This window comes from Brevundimonas sp. FG128 (assembly GCF_057809775.1).
The window spans coordinates 540,076-559,795 of record NZ_JBMDKP010000002.1 but is presented as its reverse complement, the minus strand read 5'-3'; the positions used below and the strand labels follow the sequence as shown (position 1 = coordinate 559,795).

At 67.7% G+C, this 19,720-nt stretch carries 22 protein-coding genes; 16 read left to right on the top strand and 6 right to left on the bottom strand.

Going from position 1 to position 19,720, the window contains the following annotated elements:
- Positions 1 to 21 precede the first annotated feature (21 nt).
- The 4 genes from ACODSC_RS07145 (at position 22) to ACODSC_RS07130 (ending at position 4,207) form a co-directional block, all read left to right on the top strand.
- Positions 22 to 921, top strand: a complete 900-nt coding sequence (locus ACODSC_RS07145) for an enoyl-CoA hydratase-related protein (RefSeq protein WP_488813125.1) — start codon at positions 22 to 24, stop codon at positions 919 to 921.
- Positions 922 to 1,702: 781 nt separating this feature from the next.
- A complete protein-coding gene (locus ACODSC_RS07140) occupies positions 1,703 to 3,106 on the top strand; it encodes a Do family serine endopeptidase (protein ID WP_488813123.1) in 1,404 nt (467 codons plus the stop codon).
- 79 nt (positions 3,107 to 3,185) lie between these two features.
- Complete coding sequence (locus ACODSC_RS07135; RefSeq protein WP_488813121.1) at positions 3,186 to 3,929, top strand: hypothetical protein; 744 nt, start codon at positions 3,186 to 3,188, stop codon at positions 3,927 to 3,929.
- Positions 3,920 to 4,207 (top strand): hypothetical protein, encoded by a 288-nt coding sequence (locus tag ACODSC_RS07130; RefSeq protein WP_488813119.1) that lies wholly within the window; start codon positions 3,920 to 3,922, stop codon positions 4,205 to 4,207. The genes ACODSC_RS07135 and ACODSC_RS07130 overlap by 10 nt, the downstream gene beginning before the upstream one ends.
- 5 nt (positions 4,208 to 4,212) lie before the next feature.
- Here the strand turns inward: ACODSC_RS07130 and ACODSC_RS07125 are convergent, their stop codons facing one another.
- Positions 4,213 to 4,635: a VOC family protein gene (locus tag ACODSC_RS07125; protein WP_488813117.1), complete on the bottom strand. Its 423-nt coding sequence runs from the start codon at positions 4,633 to 4,635 to the stop codon at positions 4,213 to 4,215.
- 75 nt (positions 4,636 to 4,710) lie between these two features.
- On the opposite strand from ACODSC_RS07125, the gene ACODSC_RS07120 reads away from it, so the two are divergent.
- The 7 genes from ACODSC_RS07120 to ACODSC_RS07090 all read left to right on the top strand — a co-directional run bounded on the left by ACODSC_RS07120 (position 4,711) and on the right by ACODSC_RS07090 (position 10,117).
- On the top strand, positions 4,711 to 6,030 hold the full coding sequence (locus tag ACODSC_RS07120) for a replication-associated recombination protein A (RefSeq protein WP_488813115.1): 1,320 nt from the start codon (positions 4,711 to 4,713) through the stop codon (positions 6,028 to 6,030).
- Positions 6,031 to 6,097: 67 nt separating this feature from the next.
- Positions 6,098 to 6,535: a hypothetical protein gene (locus tag ACODSC_RS07115; RefSeq protein WP_488813113.1), complete on the top strand. Its 438-nt coding sequence runs from the start codon at positions 6,098 to 6,100 to the stop codon at positions 6,533 to 6,535.
- Positions 6,536 to 6,576: 41 nt separating this feature from the next.
- Positions 6,577 to 7,302, top strand: coding sequence for an RluA family pseudouridine synthase (locus ACODSC_RS07110; protein ID WP_488813111.1), 726 nt, complete (start codon positions 6,577 to 6,579; stop codon positions 7,300 to 7,302).
- Between the two features lie 57 nt (positions 7,303 to 7,359).
- Positions 7,360 to 7,848: a CC0125/CC1285 family lipoprotein gene (locus ACODSC_RS07105; protein WP_488813109.1), complete on the top strand. Its 489-nt coding sequence runs from the start codon at positions 7,360 to 7,362 to the stop codon at positions 7,846 to 7,848.
- 49 nt (positions 7,849 to 7,897) lie between these two features.
- On the top strand, positions 7,898 to 8,293 hold the full coding sequence (crcB, locus tag ACODSC_RS07100) for a fluoride efflux transporter CrcB (protein ID WP_488813461.1): 396 nt from the start codon (positions 7,898 to 7,900) through the stop codon (positions 8,291 to 8,293).
- Positions 8,290 to 9,327, top strand: coding sequence for an RluA family pseudouridine synthase (locus ACODSC_RS07095; RefSeq protein ID WP_488813107.1), 1,038 nt, complete (start codon positions 8,290 to 8,292; stop codon positions 9,325 to 9,327). Before crcB ends, ACODSC_RS07095 begins: the two co-directional genes overlap by 4 nt.
- Before the next feature lie 37 nt (positions 9,328 to 9,364).
- Positions 9,365 to 10,117 (top strand): ATP12 family chaperone protein, encoded by a 753-nt coding sequence (locus ACODSC_RS07090; protein ID WP_488813105.1) that lies wholly within the window; start codon positions 9,365 to 9,367, stop codon positions 10,115 to 10,117.
- A 9-nt stretch (positions 10,118 to 10,126) separates the two neighbouring features.
- Here the strand turns inward: ACODSC_RS07090 and ACODSC_RS07085 are convergent, their stop codons facing one another.
- Entirely contained in the window at positions 10,127 to 10,894 is a 768-nt protein-coding gene (locus ACODSC_RS07085; RefSeq protein ID WP_346497480.1) for a pseudouridine synthase, read from the bottom strand.
- Positions 10,895 to 11,171: 277 nt separating this feature from the next.
- On the opposite strand from ACODSC_RS07085, the gene ACODSC_RS07080 reads away from it, so the two are divergent.
- Positions 11,172 to 11,663 carry a hypothetical protein gene (locus tag ACODSC_RS07080; RefSeq protein WP_488813103.1) on the top strand — a complete coding sequence of 164 codons (492 nt, stop codon included), beginning with the start codon at positions 11,172 to 11,174 and terminating at the stop codon, positions 11,661 to 11,663.
- On the opposite strand, the gene ACODSC_RS07075 is transcribed toward ACODSC_RS07080, so the two are convergent.
- Positions 11,664 to 12,299, bottom strand: a complete 636-nt coding sequence (locus tag ACODSC_RS07075) for a DUF938 domain-containing protein (RefSeq protein WP_488813101.1) — start codon at positions 12,297 to 12,299, stop codon at positions 11,664 to 11,666. It lies immediately after the preceding gene.
- Positions 12,300 to 12,495: 196 nt separating this feature from the next.
- On the opposite strand from ACODSC_RS07075, the gene ACODSC_RS07070 reads away from it, so the two are divergent.
- Complete coding sequence (locus ACODSC_RS07070) at positions 12,496 to 14,343, top strand: phosphoenolpyruvate carboxykinase (GTP) (RefSeq protein WP_488813099.1); 1,848 nt, start codon at positions 12,496 to 12,498, stop codon at positions 14,341 to 14,343.
- A 51-nt stretch (positions 14,344 to 14,394) separates the two neighbouring features.
- Positions 14,395 to 15,408, top strand: coding sequence for an NAD(P)/FAD-dependent oxidoreductase (locus tag ACODSC_RS07065; protein WP_488813097.1), 1,014 nt, complete (start codon positions 14,395 to 14,397; stop codon positions 15,406 to 15,408).
- On the opposite strand, the gene ACODSC_RS07060 is transcribed toward ACODSC_RS07065, so the two are convergent.
- On the bottom strand, positions 15,405 to 16,142 hold the full coding sequence (locus ACODSC_RS07060; protein ID WP_488813095.1) for a TonB family protein: 738 nt from the start codon (positions 16,140 to 16,142) through the stop codon (positions 15,405 to 15,407). The two genes, ACODSC_RS07065 and ACODSC_RS07060, sit on opposite strands and share 4 nt — an antisense overlap.
- A gap of 165 nt (positions 16,143 to 16,307) precedes the next feature.
- On the opposite strand from ACODSC_RS07060, the gene ACODSC_RS07055 reads away from it, so the two are divergent.
- Complete coding sequence (locus ACODSC_RS07055; RefSeq protein WP_488813093.1) at positions 16,308 to 17,105, top strand: transglycosylase SLT domain-containing protein; 798 nt, start codon at positions 16,308 to 16,310, stop codon at positions 17,103 to 17,105.
- 88 nt (positions 17,106 to 17,193) lie between these two features.
- The gene (gene spbR / locus ACODSC_RS07050) at positions 17,194 to 18,330 is read left to right on the top strand and encodes a SpbR family protein (protein WP_488813091.1); all 1,137 of its coding nucleotides are present in this window, start codon (positions 17,194 to 17,196) and stop codon (positions 18,328 to 18,330) included.
- A 54-nt stretch (positions 18,331 to 18,384) separates the two neighbouring features.
- Here the strand turns inward: spbR and ACODSC_RS07045 are convergent, their stop codons facing one another.
- Together ACODSC_RS07045 and ACODSC_RS07040 are read right to left on the bottom strand one after the other, a co-directional pair.
- A complete protein-coding gene (locus ACODSC_RS07045) occupies positions 18,385 to 18,861 on the bottom strand; it encodes an Hpt domain-containing protein (protein WP_488813089.1) in 477 nt (158 codons plus the stop codon).
- Between the two features lie 62 nt (positions 18,862 to 18,923).
- Positions 18,924 to 19,703 carry an NAD kinase gene (locus ACODSC_RS07040; protein ID WP_488813087.1) on the bottom strand — a complete coding sequence of 260 codons (780 nt, stop codon included), beginning with the start codon at positions 19,701 to 19,703 and terminating at the stop codon, positions 18,924 to 18,926.
- Between the last annotated feature and the right edge of the window lie 17 nt (positions 19,704 to 19,720).

Sequence of the window (19,720 nt, the reverse complement as noted above, 5' to 3'; positions counted from 1 at the left end):
ACCCTCAGTTTGGAGACGACCATGGCCGACAAACCCACCGAAGCCGACCTCAACGCCCTGGACGTCACCGACGCCGAAGAAGCCGAGATCAACAGCATCGCCCAGCCCCTGGTCCCGGACCCGGCGCCGGACGCGAACGATGATCTGGTCCAGATCGATTCCACGGCCGACGGCGTCGTCTTCGTCACCATCAACCGGCCGCACAAGAAGAACGCCTTCGACGCCGCCACCATCGCCGCCCTGCACGAGGCGTTCGAGACCCTGCACGGCGCCGACCGCGTGCGCGCCGTCTTCATTCGCGGCGCGGGCGGCACCTTCAGCGCCGGCGCCGACCTGAACTGGATGCGCGACGCCGCCGGCTGGTCCGAAAGCGACAATCGCGACGACGCCATGGGCCTGGCGAAGATGCTCAAGGCCCTGCACGACGTGCCCGCCCTGACCATCGCCCTGGTCGAGGGGAACGCCATGGGAGGGGGCGCGGGCATCGTCGCCGCCTGCGACATGGCCGTGGCGGTCGAGGGGGCGCGTTTCGCCTTCTCCGAGGTCAAGCTGGGCCTGATCCCAGCGACCATCGCCCCCTATGTCGTCGAGGCCATCGGCGCCCGCCGCGCCCGCCAGCTGTTCCTGACCGGAAACAGCTTCGACGCCGACTACGCCGCCCACGCCGGCCTGATCGATCTGGTCCTGCCTGAAGGTTCGGTGGACGAGTTCATCTCCATGCTGACCGACAGCCTGATCGGCAATGCGCCGGGCGCGATGGGCGAGGCCAAGCGCCTCGTCAACGACATCGCCCACCACAAGATCGACTCGGGTCTTCTGGACGAGACCGCCAAACGCATTGCCCGCGCCCGCGTCTCCCCCGAAGGCCGCGAAGGCGTCCTCGCCTTCCTCGAAAAGCGCAAACCCAACTGGGCAGGCTAGGGCGCCTACCCCATCGTCTCCTCCCCGCTTCGCGGGGAGGGGGACCGCGCGTAGCGTGGTGGAGGGGCTCTTGACGTCCCACCGACGCCTGTGATGATCCAAAGGAGCCCCTCCGTCTCGCCGGCTTCGCCGTCGATCCACCTCCCCATCGCTGCGCGATAGGGAGGAGACGAGGCTCCAACCCGCACAATGACGCTGGTCCCTTCCCAACGATTCCAGCCGCTTGGCGAATTATGTCCCCCATCTCCCATCCCCCTTCCAAACGCGCGTATTCTGATCCCGTCTCGTCGCATGGAGGGCTCGCCTGGCCTGCGACCTTGCGGCGGCGAGAGCGGAGAGAACGGGAGCGGGTCTGAGACGGCCTGTGCGAGTTCGGCGTCTTATCGGTCGGGTCCGCCCGGTGTCTGAAGCGTCGTAACGAGGGTCGGGGTGGGAACCACGGCCGGACCAGGGATCGGGGCGCGCAGCCCCGACCTGCCCGTCGTCGGCATTGGGGGGGAGGCGTAAGAACCGCCGCTTAAAAGCCCCCTGCCTGCGGCCAACCCTTCGCGCGGAGCGTCATATCCTTCGTCGAAACGGTAACACCACAACAGAACTCCGGGCGAAGGCCCGGCGCTCCGCCCAGCCCTCCATACCTCCGCCCGGAAAGGCAGGGAGCGCTTCCGCTTGTCTTTGCGGAACAGCCCTCAAGCTTGTCCGTTCATATCACGCCGACGCCTTGATCCGGCCAGAAACGCGGTGCGGTATGGTTTGGCTTGAAGCCTGTTCTCCTCGGATGATTATGCAGACCCGATCGATCGTGCTCGCCGCCGCCCTGGCCCTATCCGCCTGCGGCAATCCCGAAACTTCGAAGGCGCAGGAGGGCGAGTTCGCCCAGCCGACGCGCACCGCCCCGTCCGACGCGGCGGGTATGAAGTCCAGCTTTGCGCCCGTGGTCCGCTCGGCCGCGCCTGCCGTGGTCAATATTTCGGCGCGTAGCGTGCAAAGGGTTCAGGCCGATCCCTTCTTCCAGTTCTTCGGCGGCGGCATTCCCCAGGCGCGCGTGGCGGAATCGGTCGGTTCGGGCGTCATCGTCCGCTCGGACGGCATCGTCGTCACCAACAACCATGTCATCGACGGCGCCCAGCAGATCAAGGTCGTGCTGAACGACCGGCGCGAGTTTCCCGCCACCGTCATCCTGGCCGACGAACGCAGCGACATCGCCGTGCTGAGGCTGGAAAACGTCAGCGACCGCCTGCCGGTCCTGGCCATCGACGATCAGGAAGAACAGCAGGTCGGCGATCTGGTCCTGGCCATCGGCAATCCGTTCGGCGTGGGCCAGACGGTGACCAACGGCATCATCTCGGCCCTGAACCGGACTGAAACCGGCATTTCCGACAGCGGCTCCTTCATCCAGACCGACGCGGCCATCAATCCCGGCAACTCGGGTGGGGCTCTGGTGGATATGGACGGCGATCTGATCGGCATCAACACCGCCATCTTCTCGCGCTCGGGCTCCTCGGCCGGGGTCGGGTTCGCCGTGCCTGCGGCCATGGTCAAGCGGGTCGTCGACAGCGCCCTGGGCGGCGCCAAGACGGTGGTCCGGCCCTGGCTGGGCGTGAAGGGCGACACCGTCACCGCCGACATCGCCGGCAGCCTGGGCCTGACCCGGCCGCAGGGCCTGGTCGTCACCGACGTCTACGCCAACGGCCCCGCCGCCCGCGCCGGCGTGCGCCAGGGCGACGTCATCACGGCCGTGGACGGGCAGGAGATCAACGATCAGGGCGGGCTGAACTACCGCGTCGGCTCGCGCAATCCGAACGATCAGGTCCAGATCGCCATCCTGCGCGACGGCCGGCCCCAGACCCTGACCGTCCGCGTCCAGACCCTGCCGGGAGACGCCGATCCGGATCAGGGCGTCACCATCCAGTCCGGCCCCTTCGCCGGCGCCGAGGTCGTGGCCCTGAACCCCGCCCTGGCCGACCGTCTGGGCGGCGATCCCTTCGCCACCGGCGTTATCGTCACCGGCGTCTCGGGTCGAGGCTACGCCGCCCGCGCCGGCTTCCGCCAGAACGACCTGATCGTCAGCATCAACGGTCGCGCCATCGCCTCGGCGCGCGACATTGAGGCCGCCGGCGCAGGTCGCGGCCCATGGGAGGTCGTCATAAACCGGGGCGGCCGACAAATTCGCGGCGTGCTACGCTAAACAGTCTTGCCCTCTACCGTTGAGCCACTACCTTCGATTGACGGTCTACTCGCGTAGATCGTCGTGAGGCTAGGTGGGGTTGAGCGGCATGAAACAGGCGGTCTGGTTGGCCTGCGCGGGGCTGGTTTTGTCGTTGTCGGGCGTGGGGTCGGCCAAGGCGGCTGCGCGCGACGACCTGTGCCGTCAGGCCACGCCTGAAACCTTCATCCTGTCGGGTTCCATCGAAGCCGCCATGACGGCCTGTGTCGAGCACAGCTTCGCTCCGACCACCGTCGAGCTGGTGCTGACCAGTCGCGGCGGTTCGGCGGACCAGGCGATGCGGATCGCCGAACGGTTCGAGGGCCGGCGTCTCACCATGCGGGTCAAGGGCGAGTGCAACTCGTCCTGCGCCAACTATTTCCTGCCGCTGGGGGGACGCCTGATCGTCGAGCCGGGTGCGGTGATCGTGGTCCACGGCGGCGTCGATCCCAGCCTGATTTCGCGAACCCAGGCGTCCGCCAACGCCATGGTCGATGGACAGGTTGATCTGGACGAGATCGCCGCACGGCAAGCCGCGTTCATGGCGCGCAACAAGGTCAATCCCGGCTGGCTGCTTTATCGAGAAGCCGGGTCGACGGCGGTCGAGAGGCTGGACGGCGCCTGGGCGGATTTCGACGCCGACACCAAGGCCTGGCTCGTCGAGGAAACCATGGCGAAATCCTGCTTGCCGGATACCGTCGTCGAATACCTGACCGACCGGCGCGGCGAATGGCTGAGCGAGGGACGCCGCCGCGCGCTCCGGCGCCAACACATCGCGCGGTCGAACACCGTGGTGTGCAACTGATGAAGCTCGGGCCGACCTGTCCCGAGTGCCAGATGCGCGTTCCCTTCCTCAAGACCCAGTTCGGCTATGGTCGGACGTTCGCCTGCGCCGGCTGCGGCGAGACTTTGGTCGTGCCTCGCTCCCAAGCCTTTGCTTTGGGCCTGTGCATGGCTGCCATCTTCGTTTTGAGGCGCGATCATTTTCCGGCCGAGTGGGGCGGTCAATTCGGCTTGGTCGCGGTCATGGCCGTCATCGGTCTGCCTGTCAGCTGGGCCTTGACCCAAGTCCGCCGAGCGTGAAGGCCTCAACCCTTCGTCGGCCCGCCGATGGACCAGGTGTGGCCGAAGGGGTCGCGCAGGACGCCGTAGCGGTCGCCCCAGAACTGGTCAGCCATGTCCATGACGGGTTCGGCGCCGCCGACGACCAGGGCGCGGGTCCACCAGGCGTCGGGATCGGCGACCTGGAGGTGAAGGGTGACGCCGGCGGGGCGCACGTCCTGGACGCCGCTGTGTTCCGGGAACTCGTCGTTCAGCATGACGCTGCCGCCGTTGATCTTCAGGTGGGCGTGCATCAGTCGCTCGCCGTCTTCCGCCAGCCGGCGGTCCAGAACCTCGGCCCCGAAGGCGATGATGTAGAAATCGACCGCCGCCGAGGCGCCGCGCGACGGGATCGTCAGATGGGGCGTCAGGCCCGAGGTCGGACCCTGGTTCGGATTGGCGTCGGTCATGAAGGCGGTCTCCGTGGCAGGTCGCCATACTAACGCGTGAAAAGCCTTTGGCGAACGACTACATAGGTCGCACTCATGAGCGACCTGTTCGAAGCCTCCGGCATCCTGCCCCCCGACGCCCCCCTGGCCGACCGCCTGCGCCCGCGCACGCTGGACGAGGTGGTGGGCCAGGATCATCTGCTGGGACCGGGCGGGCCGATCCGGCGCATGATCGAGGCCGGGCGCCTGGGCTCGATGATCCTGTGGGGGCCGCCCGGCACCGGCAAGACCACCATCGCCCGGCTGCTGGCCCAGGCGGCGGGCTATGAATATCAGGCGATCAGCGCGGTCTTCTCAGGCGTCGCCGATCTGAAGAAGGCGTTCGAGGCGGCGCGAATGCGGCGGGCGGTGGGACAGAGCACCTTGCTCTTCGTCGATGAAATCCACCGTTTCAATCGCGCCCAGCAGGACGGTTTCCTGCCCTTCGTCGAAGCGGGCGTGGTGACGCTAGTGGGGGCCACGACCGAGAACCCCAGCTTCGAGTTGAACGGGGCGTTGCTGTCGCGCAGCCAGGTCTATGTGCTGAAGCGGCTGGACGATGTGGCGCTGGATCAACTGCTGAGCCGGGCCGAGGCGCATATGGAGCGGACCCTGCCGCTGTCGCCTGAGGCGCGGCAGGCGATGTTGGCTCTCGCGGACGGCGACGGCCGCTACCTGCTGACAATGTCCGAGGTCCTGTTCGACTTGCCGGAGGGCGAGATGCTGGACGTGCAGGGGCTGGCCAGCGTGCTGCAACGCCGGGCGCCAGCCTATGACAAGTCGAGAGAAGAACATTACAACCTCATATCCGCCCTGCATAAATCGGTGCGGGGGTCGGACCCGGACGCGGCGCTGTACTGGCTGGCGCGGATGCTGAACGGGGGCGAGGATCCGCTGTATCTGGCGCGGCGGATCGTGCGGATGGCGGTCGAGGACATCGGCGAGGCAGACCCGCTTTCGATCCTGGTCGCCAATGCGGCCAAGGACACCTACGACTTTCTGGGCAGCCCCGAGGGTGAACTGGCTCTGGCCCAGGCCGTGGTCCATTTGGCGACCGCGCCCAAGTCGGTGGGCGTGTACGAAGCCTTCAAGGCGGCCAAGAAGGCGGCCTATGAGACGGGCTCGCTGATGCCGCCGGCCCATATCCGTAACGCCCCGACCAAGCTGATGAAGTCGCTGGGCTACGGCAAGGGCTACCAATACGACCCGGACACGCCCGAGGGCTTCTCGGGCGCCGACTTCTTCCCCGACGAGATGGAGCGCCGCACCTTCTACAAACCCAAGGGCGAAGGCCACGAGGAGAAGGTCAAGGCGCGGCTGGAGCGCTGGGCCGAGATGCGGGCGAAGGCTCAGCGAGACGACGGCGTGTCTGACTGAACGGCGTTCATTGTCGTGCCGGCTTTAGCGGCGTATTTTGTCCCCATCGCAACCTGGGGAGGGGACGATGATCGAGACCGTAAAGACGCCTTGGCATTTCTGGCTGGTGGCGGCCCTGGCCCTGCTGTGGAACGGGTTCGGGGGCTTCGATTCCATCATGAGCCTGACGGTCGGCGATCCGTATCTGCGGTCCATGGGCATGACCGAGGCGCAACTGGCCTATTTCCACGGCTTTCCCGCTTGGATGTATGGGGCGTGGATCCTCGGGACCTGGGGCGGCCTGGTCGGCGCGATCCTTCTGGTGCTGAAACGACCCTGGGCGCTGTGGGCCTTCGTGGCCTCGTTCATCGGCATGCTGGCCAGCCTCTTCTACACCTATGTCGTCTCGCCCGACGGCGCCGAGGTGATGAGCGGCAACGAGGCGATGAGCGCGGTCATCACCGCGATCTGCATCCTGCTGATCGGATACGCCTGGTGGATGACCAGACGCGGCGTGCTGCGCTGATTTCCGCTGACCGCGACGGCGGGCGCCGCTAGAAGCCCCGAATGACCGACCGCCAACCCGTCGCCCTGTCCGAGGATGAGATCGCCGCCGTCCGCTCGTGGGTGATCCATGAGGACGCCCATGTCATCGCCTTCTCCAAGCCGCCGGGCTTGTCCAGCCAGGGCGGACGGATAAAGGCCCATACGCTGGACGACCTGCTGTGGGCCTTCGCCCGGTCGAACGGCAAGCGGCCGGAGCTGGTGCATCGGCTGGACCGCGACACTTCGGGCGTGATCCTGGCGGCCAAGACCAAGCCGGCGGCGAGCTTTCTGGGTAAGGCGCTGCAGATGCGGCGGTTTCGCAAACAGTATCTGGCCCTGCTGTCGGCTGCGCCGGAACCGGCGTCCGCGACCATCGACGTCCCGCTGCGGCGCGAGGAAATCGGGCGAGAGAGCTATATGCGGGTCGTCGCCTTTGATGCGCCGGGCGCGCAGGGCTCGCAGAGTAAATACCGCACTCTAGCCTCGGGGCCGGAGGGGGCGGTGGTCGAACTGGAGCCGCTGACCGGGCGGATGCACCAGTTGCGGGTGCATATGGCGCATATCGGTCGGCCGCTGATCGGCGACGTGCGATACGGCGGCGCCCTGACCACGCCGGTCGGGCCGGCGCCGCGCCTGATGCTGCATGCCGCCAAGCTCAGCTTTCCTCATCCCGAGGGCGGAATGACCACGGTGGAGGCGCCGCCGCCGCCCGACTTCGCCACACTGAGGTCCGCGCTTGGGCTTTAGCCGTATCAGGGAACGCGGCGCGGTTTGCGGCGCTATGTCGTCGAAAGGATTGCTGAAATGAAGCCTCTCGTCATGGCCCTGACCGGCCTCTCCGCCCTGGCTCTGACGGCCTGCGCCAGCCTGGCTCCCTATGGGGCCCAGGGCGCGCCCGGCGGGCAGGGGTTCTCGGAACAGCGGATCGAGTCCAACCGCTACCGCGTCACTTATAACGGCGTCGGCGACGCCCGGCGTGTGGCCGATTTCGCCCTGCTGCGGGCCGCCGAACTGACGGCGGATCAGGGCGCTGACTGGTTCGAGGTGACGCAGAGCTGGACCGACGGCCGTCCGGGCGGGGCTGGCGGCGTTCGCCCCAGCGTCTCCATCGGCGGGGGGACCAGCCGTTACGGCGGCTATTCCGCCTCGGGCGTCGGCGTTGGCGTTGGCCTGAACTTCACCGGCCCTCAGCCGACCTCGACCTCGCTGGAGATCGTCCTGGGCCGGGGGCAGAAGCCCGACCGCCCGAACGCCTATAGCGCAAGCGAAGTGCTGGCCTCCATTCCGCGCTGATCACTGACCGGCTGGCGGCGCGGCCGGAGTGTCGTATAAGCCGCCGATGATTACACGTTTCTTTCTTGTCGCGGCTGGCGGCGGCCTGGGAGCCATGGCGCGGTACGGGCTGGGGCTGGCCGCCATGCGCCTGGCGCCTGGCTCCGGATGGCCACTGGGCACCTTCGCGGCCAATGTGCTGGGCGGTCTGGCCATGGGTTTTCTGGTCGGCTGGTTGGCCTTCAAGGGCGGGGCGCATCAGGAAACCATTCGCCTGTTCGCCGCCGTGGGCGTGCTGGGCGGTTTCACCACCTTTTCCTCCTATTCGCTTGAGGCGGTGCTGATGATCGAGCGGCGTGACTACGCCCTGGGGGCGGCCTATGTCGTCGGCTCGGTGATCGCAGCCGTCGTCGCCCTGTTCATCGGGCTGGTGGTTGCGCGCCGCGCCTTCGGAGCCGCTGTTTGACCGATCACTCGCCCGCCCCTGAACCTGCGCAGGACGCGCCCAAGCGCGAAGTCCTGACCATCTACGTCGCCGAGGATGAGGACGGCATTCGCCTGGACCGCTGGTTCCGCCGACGATGGCCGCACCTGTCGAACATCCAGGTGCAGAAGATGGCCCGCAGCGGCCAGATCCGCGTGGACGGCGCCCGCATCAAGCCCGAAGGCCGTCTGACCGCCGGGGCCGCCGTACGCGTGCCCCCGATCCCGGATGACACCTCACGCCAGGCCGGGGACATGCACACCCTGTCCGAACAAGACATTCGTTTCGTCAAGTCGCTGGTCCTCTATGAGGACGACATGGTCATTGCGATCAACAAGCCGCACGGCCTGGCGGTTCAGGGTGGAACCAAGACCAGCCGCCACGTCGACCGTCTGTTGTCGGCCTGGGGCGAGGGGGTCAACCGGCCGCGCCTGGTCCACCGTCTGGACCGCGACACATCGGGCGTCCTGCTGCTGGGCAAGGGGCCGGAGGCGGCCAAGCGGTTGGCCGGCGCCTTTGCGCGGCGCCAAGCCAAGAAGACCTATTGGGCGATCGTCATCGGCAACCCGAAACCCTATTCGGGCCAGATCGACATGCCGTTGAAGAAGACCGGCATCAACGACTTCGAGATGATGCGCCCGGCCGAACGCAAGGACCCCAAGGCCGAACCGGCCGAGACCGCGTTCAGCACCGTCAGCCGCGCTTCGCACCGGGCGTCGTGGATGGCCCTGCGGCCCTTCACCGGGCGGACGCACCAGTTGCGCGCGCATATGGCGGGGATCGGTCACCCGATCCTGGGCGATCCGAAATACGGCGATGAGAAATCCAGGGAGTTGTCCGGGCCGCTGAAGCTGCAACTGCATGCCCGCAGCATCGAGCTGGACCACCCGCGCGGCGGAACGCTGAAGGTCACGGCGCCGCTCAGCCCCGAGATGAAGGCCGGCTTCGCCCACTTCGGCTTCTCCGAGGACGAGGCGGAGGACGATCCCTTCCTGGGCGTGAAACGAATCCGGTGACGGCGGACGCTCAACATCTGATTTTACGGACCCTTCCATGACCGACAAGCCCGCACCGCATCGCCCGCGTTTCGTCGAACAGTCGCCGGATCGGATCTCACGTTTCTGGAAGGAGGCGGTCGTCGGTCCGCATGCAGACGGCGGCTGGGCCGTGCTGCTGGACGGGCGCACGCCCAAGACGCCGGACAAGGCGGCGCTGGTCCTGCCGACGCAGGCCGCAGCCCAGCTGGTCGCCGACGAATGGGCGGCGCAGGGCAAGTTTCTGGATCCCTCGACCATGCCGGCGACGCGGCTGGCCTCGACCGCCATCGACCGGATCGGTCAGGCGCGCGAGCCGGTGGCGGACGAGATCGCCGCCTACGCCGGGTCGGACGTGGTCTGTTACCTGGCCGAACATCCGACGCCGCTGGTCGAGCGCCAGGCGCGGGAATGGGGGCCTTGGCGAGACTGGGCCGCGCGCGAGATGGGCGTGGTTCTGACGCCGGTGGCCGGCATCGTCCACCAGCCCCAGTCGCCGGGCGCCATCGCGCGGGTCAAGGCGCATGCCCTGTCGCTGGATGAATTCCGCCTGACGGGGCTGGCGACGGCCGTGCCGTTGCTGGGGTCGGCGGTGCTGGCTTTGGCGGTGGAGCGGGGCGCGCTGGACGGCGGCGCGGCGTTCGATCTGTCGCGGATCGACGAGCTGTTTCAGGAAGACCAGTGGGGTGTTGACGCCGAAGCCGCCGGACGCACCGAAGCGCGCCGCGCCGAGGCGCAGCTGCTGGATCAGTGGTTCAGGGCCCTGGATTAGGCGCAGAACTCAGGATGCTGAGTGGGCGATGAGCATCGCGCGCTCTTCGTTCGTCAGGTGACGCCAGCGGCCCTCGGGCAGGTCGCCGAGTTCCAGCGGGCCGATGCGTGTACGGTACAGGTCCACGACCTCCAGCCCGACCAGTTCGCACATGCGGCGGATTTGACGGTATTTGCCCTCGTCCAGGATGAACCGCATTCGCTGCGGCCCAATCTGGGTCACGCGAGCGGGCTTGAGCGGCTTGTCGTTCAGTTCCATGCCGTGCCGCAGGCGGCTGAGTTTGCCCTCGGTGATCAAGCCTTCGACGACGACCAGATACTCCTTGTCCAGTTCCGACGCCGGGCCGATCACCGCCTTGGCGACCACGCCGTCGGACGACAGCAGCAGCAGGCCGCGCGAATCCTCGTCCAGCCGGCCGATGGGGGGCAGGGAGGCGTCGCGAGCGGGAATCTCGCCCTCGCCGATACGGTTGGGCTTCGTCAGCAGGCGCACGGCGGGTATCTTGCCGGGATCGGGCTGGCCCGAGACGTAACCGACCGGCTTGTGCAGCACTAGGGTCATGCCCGACGCCAGGGCCGCCTGGGCGGTGTCGTTCAAGGTCAGGGTCTCGCCCGGCTGAATCTTGCGACCTGCATCGCTGATGGTCTCGCCATCGATGGAGACCAGGCCGTTGGCGATCAGGGTGTCGGCCTCGCGCCGGGAACAGACGCCGGTCTGGCCCAGCCACTTGTTCACGCGAACGGGTTCGTCGCCATCATAGGTGCGGGTGAAGGCCATCGGGTTCCGTCCAGTCGATGTCGCTCTCTAGGGCCAGCCGGCGCCGCGAGCAAGCCGGACCACCGGTTCAGGATCACAAGGGCCGTGAGCGGGGATCGCGACGGTTGATCCTGACGAGATTCACACTATATCTGCCCACATTCCACAAATGAGCCAGAGTGCGGGACGACGACCGTCGGACCCGTTGATTTTTATCTTTCTGGTCATTCGTGTCGCCGGATCGACGGCTGCGGTCGCCGATCCTCTATCATTATTGAAAACACTCGAAGGAGACGTCTTGTACGCTCAAAACAAATCTTCCGCAGGCCCCCGTCGCACCGGTTACAACCGTCCAGTCCCGACCCGTCTGCGCATGGGGCTGGTGATGCGGCGTGACATGGAGTTCGGCGCGCTGGGCGACGTGGAGGGTGCGTTGCGGGCCGAAGGCGTGGGCTTGGCCCCGATGTCGACAGGCGACGCCAGCCTGATCACCGGCGGCGTGACCGTTCTGGCCACCGCCACGGCCAAGGACATCGTCGAAGGTCGGCTGAAGGGTCTGGTCGTTCCGGGCGGTTCGACGGACGAGGCGTCGCTGGCGGCCGTGCGGTCGCTACTCGACCTGGCGCGCGCCAACGCCCTGACCGTGATCGCCTTCGCCGACGGCGTGGCTTTGGCGGCGGAAAGCTTTGGCGTGTCGGCCGAGGCCGACGGCGCGGTGTTCAAGGACGGCGCCGTAACCCTGCTGAACGACCGGGCCGAACTGTCCAAGGTCGTCGGCGCGATCGGCTGATCAGACGGCGCGGAACAGCAGGATGAGGTTGTTCGCCGGCATCTGAACTCGCAGCGTGGCCGCAAGGCCATGCGAGCGGGCCAGGGCCTCGACCGGTTCACGGTCCCGCAGACCCCATTCAACGTTTCGCGCCTTCAGACTGTCGTCGAAGGCGGCGTTCGACGCCGCCAGCGCAACGCCGGCCTCACGATAGGGGCCGTAGAGCGCCAGCAGACCGCCGGGGCGTCGCAGGACGCGACCGGCCAGGTCCATCAGCCCCTCGGTCGCCGACCAGGGGCTGATGTGCGTCATGTTCGCGCAATACAGGGCGTCGAACGGGCCATTGGGCCAGGTGGATTGGTCAGCCGCATCGAGCGACAGCGGCGGGTTCAGGTTCGCCAGCGCCAACTGGCGCGTCCAGGCGGCGATGCTGTCGCGCGCCTGTTCGCTGGGGTCGCTGGGCGTCCAGTGCAGGCCGGGTAGTGCAGCGGCGAAGGCGGCGGCGTGTTCGCCCGATCCCGAGGCGATCTCCAGCACCGATCCGCGCGCCGGCAGATGGGCGCGCAGGGCCTTTAGAATCGCCTCCGCATTGCGACGCGCAGCGGGCGAGCTGAGGGCGCCGTCAGGCAGGGCGGAGAGGGAATCCAGTGTTTGCACACGCCCTTCTAGCGCCAGCGACCGCCGCTGGCACCTGCGATCTTTTGCCCAAGACACCGGTAGACATCGCCGCTTTCTTGCACAGTTTGACGAGGTGGAAAGACCGGCGCATCTCGCCTGTAACAGTGCGTGATCGTCGCGTGCTGAAGGTCACGACGGCGTCAGATCGTCGGGCCTGTTCGCTCAGGAGACGCCCTTGCCCATTTCCGCCACGCCCGGACTCCATCCGGCGCCGACCACCCATGCCGGCCTCGTCGCCTGGGTCGAGCAGATTGCCGCCCTGACCAGGCCCGCGCGCGTCCACTGGTGCGACGGGTCCGAGGCCGAGAAACAGGCCATCACCGCCGACCTGCTGACCAAGGGCACGCTGAGGGCGCTGGATCAGGACAAGCGGCCGGGCTGCTATTACGCCGCGTCCGATCCCCGCGACGTGGCGCGGGTCGAGAGCCGGACCTTCATCTGTTCGGACGACGAGGCCGATGCCGGCCCTACCAACAACTGGGCCGATCCGATCGAGATGCGCGATCGTCTGGACGGGCTGTTTGAGGGCTGCATGGCGGGGCGGACGATGTATGTCGTGCCTTTCTGCATGGGGCCGCTGGGATCGGCCATCAGCGCCCCGGGCGTCGAGATCACCGACAGCGGCTATGTCGCCCTGTCGATGGGCGTAATGACCCGCATGGGCAAACCGGCCCTGGATCAGCTAGGCGACAAGGGTGTGTTCGTGCCGGCCGTTCATACGCTGGGCGCGCCGCTGGCCGCAGGGCAGGCCGACGCGCCGTGGCCGTGCAACGACGACAAGTGGATCGTGCATTTCCCGGAGACGCGGGAGATCTGGTCCTATGGCTCGGGCTATGGCGGCAACGCTCTGCTGGGCAAGAAATGCTACGCCCTGCGCATCGCCTCGATCATGGCCCGCGACGAGGGGTGGCTGGCCGAGCATATGCTGATCCTGAAGTTGACCGATCCGAAGGGACGCGCGAAATATGTCGCCGCCGCCTTCCCGAGCGCGTGCGGCAAGACGAACCTGGCCATGCTGCAACCCAGCCTGCCGGGCTGGAAGGCCGAGACCATCGGCGACGACATCGCATGGATGCGGTTTGGCGAGGACGGACGGCTGTATGCCGTGAACCCCGAAGCCGGCTTCTTCGGCGTCGCGCCCGGCACCAGCCGCAACACCAACCACAATGCGCTGGAGACCCTGGCGACCAATACCATCTTCACCAACACGGCCCTGACGGCGGACGGTGACGTGTGGTGGGAGGGGCTGACCAAGGAGGCTCCGCAGGGCCTGACGAACTGGAAGGGGCGTCCGCACGATCCGGCGTCCGGCGAACCGGCGGCGCACCCAAACGCCCGCTTCGCCGCGCCCGCCAGCCAATGCCCCGCCATCGCGCCGGAATGGGAAGACCCCAGGGGCGTGCCGATCGACGCCATCCTGTTCGGCGGTCGTCGGGCCAGCGCCGTGCCTTTGGTGACCGAGGCGTTCGATTGGGAACACGGCGTCTTCATGGGCTCGACCGTGGCGTCCGAAGGCACGGCGGCGGCCGAGAACAAGGTCGGGGAACTGCGCCGCGATCCCTTCGCCATGCTGCCCTTCTGCGGCTACAACATGGGTGACTATTTCGCCCACTGGCTGAAGATGGGGCAGGGGCGCGACGCGTCGAAACTGCCGCGCATCTTCTTCGTCAACTGGTTCAGGAAGGATCAGGACGGGCGGTTCGTTTGGCCCGGATTCGGTGACAATGCGCGCGTGCTGAAGTGGATTAGCGAACGCATCGACGGCGAGGCCGAGGCGGTGGACACGGCGGTCGGTCGGGTGCCGTCGGCCGCCTCGCTGGACGTGGCGGGACTGGGCCTGACCGAGGCGCAGCTCTCGACCCTGCTGGAGGTGGACGCCGCAGTCTGGACGGAGGAGGCCGCTTTGATTCCCGACTTCTACCGGCAGTTCGGCAATCACCTGCCCGAGGCGCTGTGGGCGCAGCACAGGGCCCTTGTCGCGCGGCTGCAGCAGACCGACGCCGCATCCCTGGCGGCGGAATAGGGCGGCGAGGACGTCTTGCAATAAGGGCGCTGCGGGCCGATCACACGGCCTGTGACGTCCTCTCCTCCCATTGCGATCATCGGCGCCGGCGTTCTGGGGCTATGCACGGCGTTCGAACTGCATCGACGCGGCCAGGCGGTCGTGGTGATCGATCCCGGCAAGACGAACGCCTCGCAGGTGGCCGCCGGCATGATCGCGCCGGCCATGGAGGCGGCGATCGACGATGCGCCGCTGGAGCAAGCCGTGCTGTTTCGGGCCGGGCGCGACATCTGGCCGGAATTCGCGCGCGCGTCTGGGATTGAGTTGGCTCGCCGACCTGCCGAATGGCGAGACGGGGACGTAGAGGCGATGGAGGCGCGGCTGCAGGCCAAGGGTTTCGAAACCCGGCGAACGACGCTCGGCGTCGCGACCGACGACGACTATCAGGTCGAACCCCAGCGGGCGCTGGCCGCGCTGAGACGCGCGCTGGGGGCCGCCGTCGTGACCGGACGGGTCATGGCCGTTCAGCGGGTCGCGACGGGTTGGCGTCTGGAAACGGAGACCGGGGCGCTGGAGGCGCAGGCCCTGGTGCTGGCGACCGGCGCGGAGGGAGCGATCGCCGGCCTGCCCGCCGCCGTGCGTGAAGCGATCGGGGCGATCCAGCCGATCCGGGGCCAGATCGGCGTCGCAAAGCGCGGCTTGGCCGATCACGTCGTTCGTGGACCGGGGGCCTATGTCGCTCCGATGGGGACCGGCGCGGTGATCGGCGCCACGATGGAGACGGGGCGGCGCGACGTCGCGCCGGATGCCGCCACGGCCCGGCGGCTGACCGAGGCGGCGTGGCGCGTCCTGGGCGAAAAACCTGAGCCGCTGGACATCGAATGGCGCGTCGGCGTGCGCGGCGCGACGACCGACGGCCTGCCGCTGGCCGGCGCCGCCCCTGGCGGGGAGGGGGTGTTCGTGGCCCTGGCGCCGCGTCGCAACGGCTGGCTTTTGGGCCCGCTGGCGGCCGCTGTCGTCGCAGATGCGATCGAGGGACGGGCTCCGTCGCCGCAAGCCCGCGCCCTCGATCCCGGCCGCTTCTAGTCCACGGCGAACCGGACCGTGAAGTTGACCGTCGCCCCGCCCACGGCCTGGCCGTCGACGGTGCGTGGGTTCATGCGAAAGTCGCGCGCCAGGCCCATGGCCGCCCGTCCGAAGCCCAGGCCGTTCGGGGTTTCGTCGGCCACGCGGCACGCGGTCAGCCCGCCGTCCAACCGAACCACGCAGCTCAGGCTGGCCGCGCCGGATAGGCCTCGCTCGATCGCCCGCTGAGGATAGGCGCGGGCCATCTGCGCCGCCGATGGGCGGCTTGCCCATGTCGGATTGTTGATGACCGAAGCGCGGACGGGCTCGCTGGGCGTTGTCCCAGTTCCGCCTTCGACGCCCTTGGGCGCGGTGCTGACGACGACCGTCGCGCCGGGATCGCCCGTGACCGGGGTTTCAGGCGCTGTGAAGGGCGACAGAACTTCGGTCGGGAAGATGGCGTCAGGCTTGTGGATCGGCGTGGGCGGCGCAGGCGGCGTTCTGGGCTGAACCTGTGGATCGATCGGCTTGGGCGGCCGGGGTTGGCTGAGGGTGACGATCGTGGTCGGCGTGGCCGGCGCGGGTTCTGGCTCGGCCAGACTGAAGCGCTGGTTATAAAGGACCACGCCCGCACCGACATGCAGGGCGACCGACAGGCCTATGGCCCCCCACATCCAGCGTGGGATGGGTTTCTTGCGTTCCCCGAAGTCGATGGGGCTGATCAAGCCGGGTCCTCCGGCGGCGCGGATCATCATGACGTCACTCCCTCGTTCACCGCCCCCGCAGCGCCCGTGAGACGAAGTGGGCGCGCGGGTTGTGGCGGCTTTGCGGCAGAGGTTGCGTCTTGGACTAACGTCGATGTGTTAATGACCGCATTAAGAATTAGGGATTGGTTAACTACGTTCGCCGAGCATCCCGCTATGGGCATCGGAGCGATTCCATCTTCGGGCGGCGTAGAGGCGGCCATTCGGCGCGCCTCCAACGCCGTGGGCGTCGACTACGACTTCCTGGTCAAGACGGCGCGGCGCGAAAGCGCAATGAACCCGTCGGCCAAGGCGCCGACATCCTCGGCGGCGGGACTGTTCCAGTTCATCGAACAGACCTGGCTGGGCACGGTCAAACAGCACGGCGCCCAGCACGGCTATGGCCAGTACGCCGACCTGATTCACCGAGGCAACGACGGCCGCTGGCGGGTGGAGGGCTCGGCGCGCAATGTGGTGCTGGACCTGAGGTTCGACCCTCACGCGGCCTCGACCATGGCGGCGGAGCTGACCGCGTCAAACGCCGCCTATCTGAGGGGACGGACGGGCAAGGAGCCGGGAGCCGGCGATCTCTACGCGGCCCATTTCCTGGGTCCGGCAGGCGCGGCGGGCCTGATGGAGGCGATGGACCGCAACCCCGGCGCCAGTGCGGCGGCCATGTTCCCCCAGGCCGCCAGGGCCAATCGCACCATCTTTTACCGTGACGGCCGCCCCGCGACGATCGCCGAGGTCCACGCCAATCTGCAACGGACCGCAGGCCAGGGCGCTCCGGCGGCGGGGGCGGGCGAGACGAAATATGCGACCCCGAACCTCAGCGACAAGGATCAGATGCTGGCGGCGCGTCTGGACCGGCTGAAGCAGGATCAGGGGCTGCTGGCCCTGCTGTTGGGCCAGGAAGGATCGTCCAGCAACGGTTTCGGCGGGGCCTTTTCTCCGACCGGGAAACAATCGACCTGAGTCGTCGCGCGGCGACCGATGGTAAACCGCCCGTTAAGCATGGCAGGTTCATCGTGGGATCAACGTCCGATTCCCTCACGAGCCGTCCATGACCGCCTATCGCGCACGCCTGACAGAAGTGGACATTCATCGCCTCATCAAGGCGACGGACGACGACGAGCGGGCGGAGGCCGCCCACAAACTGTGCCGCAACATGGAACGCGCCGACCTGGGCGAGGACGACCGGGCGGCGGCGCAGAAGATCCTGCGGCTGCTGGCCAATGACACAGCGGAACTGGTGCGCCGCGCCATGGCCGTGACGCTGAAGGCGTCGGACCTGATCCCCCACGATGTGGCGCGCAAGCTGGCGGGCGATCTGGACAGCATCGCCCTGCCGATCATCGCCGCGTCGCCGGCCTTCAGCGACGAGGATCTGATCGAGATCGTGCGCGCCGGGTCGGTCGTGCGTCAGGTCGCAGTGGCGGGCCGCCCGCGTGTGTCGCGCGACGTCGCCACGGTTCTGGCCGAAGAGGGCTGTGAGCAGGCCGTGCGCGTCCTGGCGGCCAACGACAACGCTGACCTTTCGGAAACGTCGCTGTCGGCCGTGGTCGATCGCTTCCCCGATGCGCCAGAAGTGCTGACGGCGGTGGCCTATCGTCAGGTTCTGCCGCTGCACGTCACCGAACGCCTGATCGCTCTGGCCAGCGAGACCGTGCGCGAACACCTGATCAGCCGCCACGCCGTCGCGCCCGAGACGGCGATCCGACTTGCCCAATACACGCGCGAGCGGGCGACCATCGATCTGGTGGACCAGGCCGCCGCCAGTGCCGACTTAGCCGCCTTCATGGCCCAGTTGAACAGCCGCCGCGCCTTGAACGCCTCTCTCCTGCTGCGCGGCCTGGCGCGCGGTCAGATGGCGATGTTCGAATACGGGCTGGCCGAACTGGCGAATACGCCTCATCAGCGAGCCTGGCTGATGGTCCACGACGCCGGGCCGCTGGGACTGAAGGCTATCTATGATCGCGCGGGGCTGCCGCCGCGTCTGTTCCAGGCCTTCCGAGCAGGCGTCGATACCTGGCGCGCCCTGGCGGCCGAGGGGACGGACACCTCAAGCGAGTTCTTCCGCGAGCAGATGCTGGAGCGGTTCCTGACCCAGCGTCCGAATGTCCTGCGTGACGACCTGGCCTATCTGATGGAACGGCTGGACCAGGCGCCGTCGCACCAGTTGTCGTCGGTCGCCGCCTGACAAGAAAAAGGCCCGCTGGCGCGGGCCTTTCATCGCAGGGGCTGTCTGCGGGTGTCAGCGCGCCAGATGCTCCGTGACGCGGGCTTCCAGGGCTTCGGCAAGGTCGCGGCCGGTGGGGTGTTCGTCGGTCTTGATCTGATCGCGGACCACGGCGCGGATGGCGTCGATGTGGGCGTCCAGCAGGGCGACGGGCGCCGTCATGCGCTTGTCGGCGTCGTCCAGCATCTTGCACAGCGAACCGGCGATACGTGTCACCAGCGGATATTCGTAAGTCGTGCCCAGTCCCTTCAGGTCATGGGCCCGGAAATACAGGGCCTCGGCGGTGGCCGGGTTGTAACCCTGTTCGCGAATGTCGGCCTGTGCCTTGTCCAGCTTGACGATCTCGTCGTCCAGCCACTGGCTGAACTGGGCCGACATGGCCTTCAGGGCCTCTTCGGCCTTGGCGATGGCGTCTGCATTGATGCCGAAGCCGCCGCCGACCTTCAGGCGCAGGGTGTTGGGGGGACTGATGACTTGCGCCGGATTGCTCATGGCGGGCTCCATTGAACTTGGGGCGGAGACTAGGCGGGTTGGCTTAAGAAGCCGTGACCGGATCAGTTGGTGAACTGCTCGGCCATGACTCGTTCGTCGAACGAGCGTCCGGCGTCGAACAGCATGGTCAGGGTGACGTCCCGACGCTCACGCACCTCCACCCGGGCGACGCGCCGGACTTCGAAATTGTCGGCCGTTGCCGAGACGGGGCGCTTGTCGGGCTCCAGCACCTCGAACCGCACCTTGGCCTCGTGCGACAGCAGGGCGCCGCGCCAGCGACGGGGGCGAAAGGCGCTGATCGGCGTCAGGGCCAGGATACGGGCGTCCAGCGGGATGATCGGGCCATGCGCCGACAGATTGTAGGCGGTCGACCCCGCCGGCGTTGCCACCATGCACCCATCGCAGGACAGTTCGTCCAGCCGCACGCGGTCGTCGACCGTGATCCGCAGCTTTGCGCTCTGACGCGTCTGACGCAGCAGGGACACCTCGTTGATGGCAAGGCCGGTGTGGACCTCTCCACTCTCCGTCCAGGCGTCCATCTGCAGCGGATGGATGACGGTGCGTTCGGCGGCGGCGATCCGCTCCAGCAGGCCCTCTTCCTCATAGTCGTTCATCAGGAAGCCGACCGAGCCCCGGTTCATTCCATAGACAGGCGTGCGTTCGCGCAAATTGCCGTGCAGCGTCTCCAGCATCTGGCCGTCACCGCCCAGGGCGACGATGACGTCGGCTTCGCCTTCCGGCACCGCGCCATAGCGGGCGATCAGCGCCGCCCGCGCCGCCTGGGCTTCCGGGCGGTCGCTGGCGACGAAGGCGAGGGAGAGGGAGGGGCTGGACTGGGTCACGGCGGGACGTGAACCGA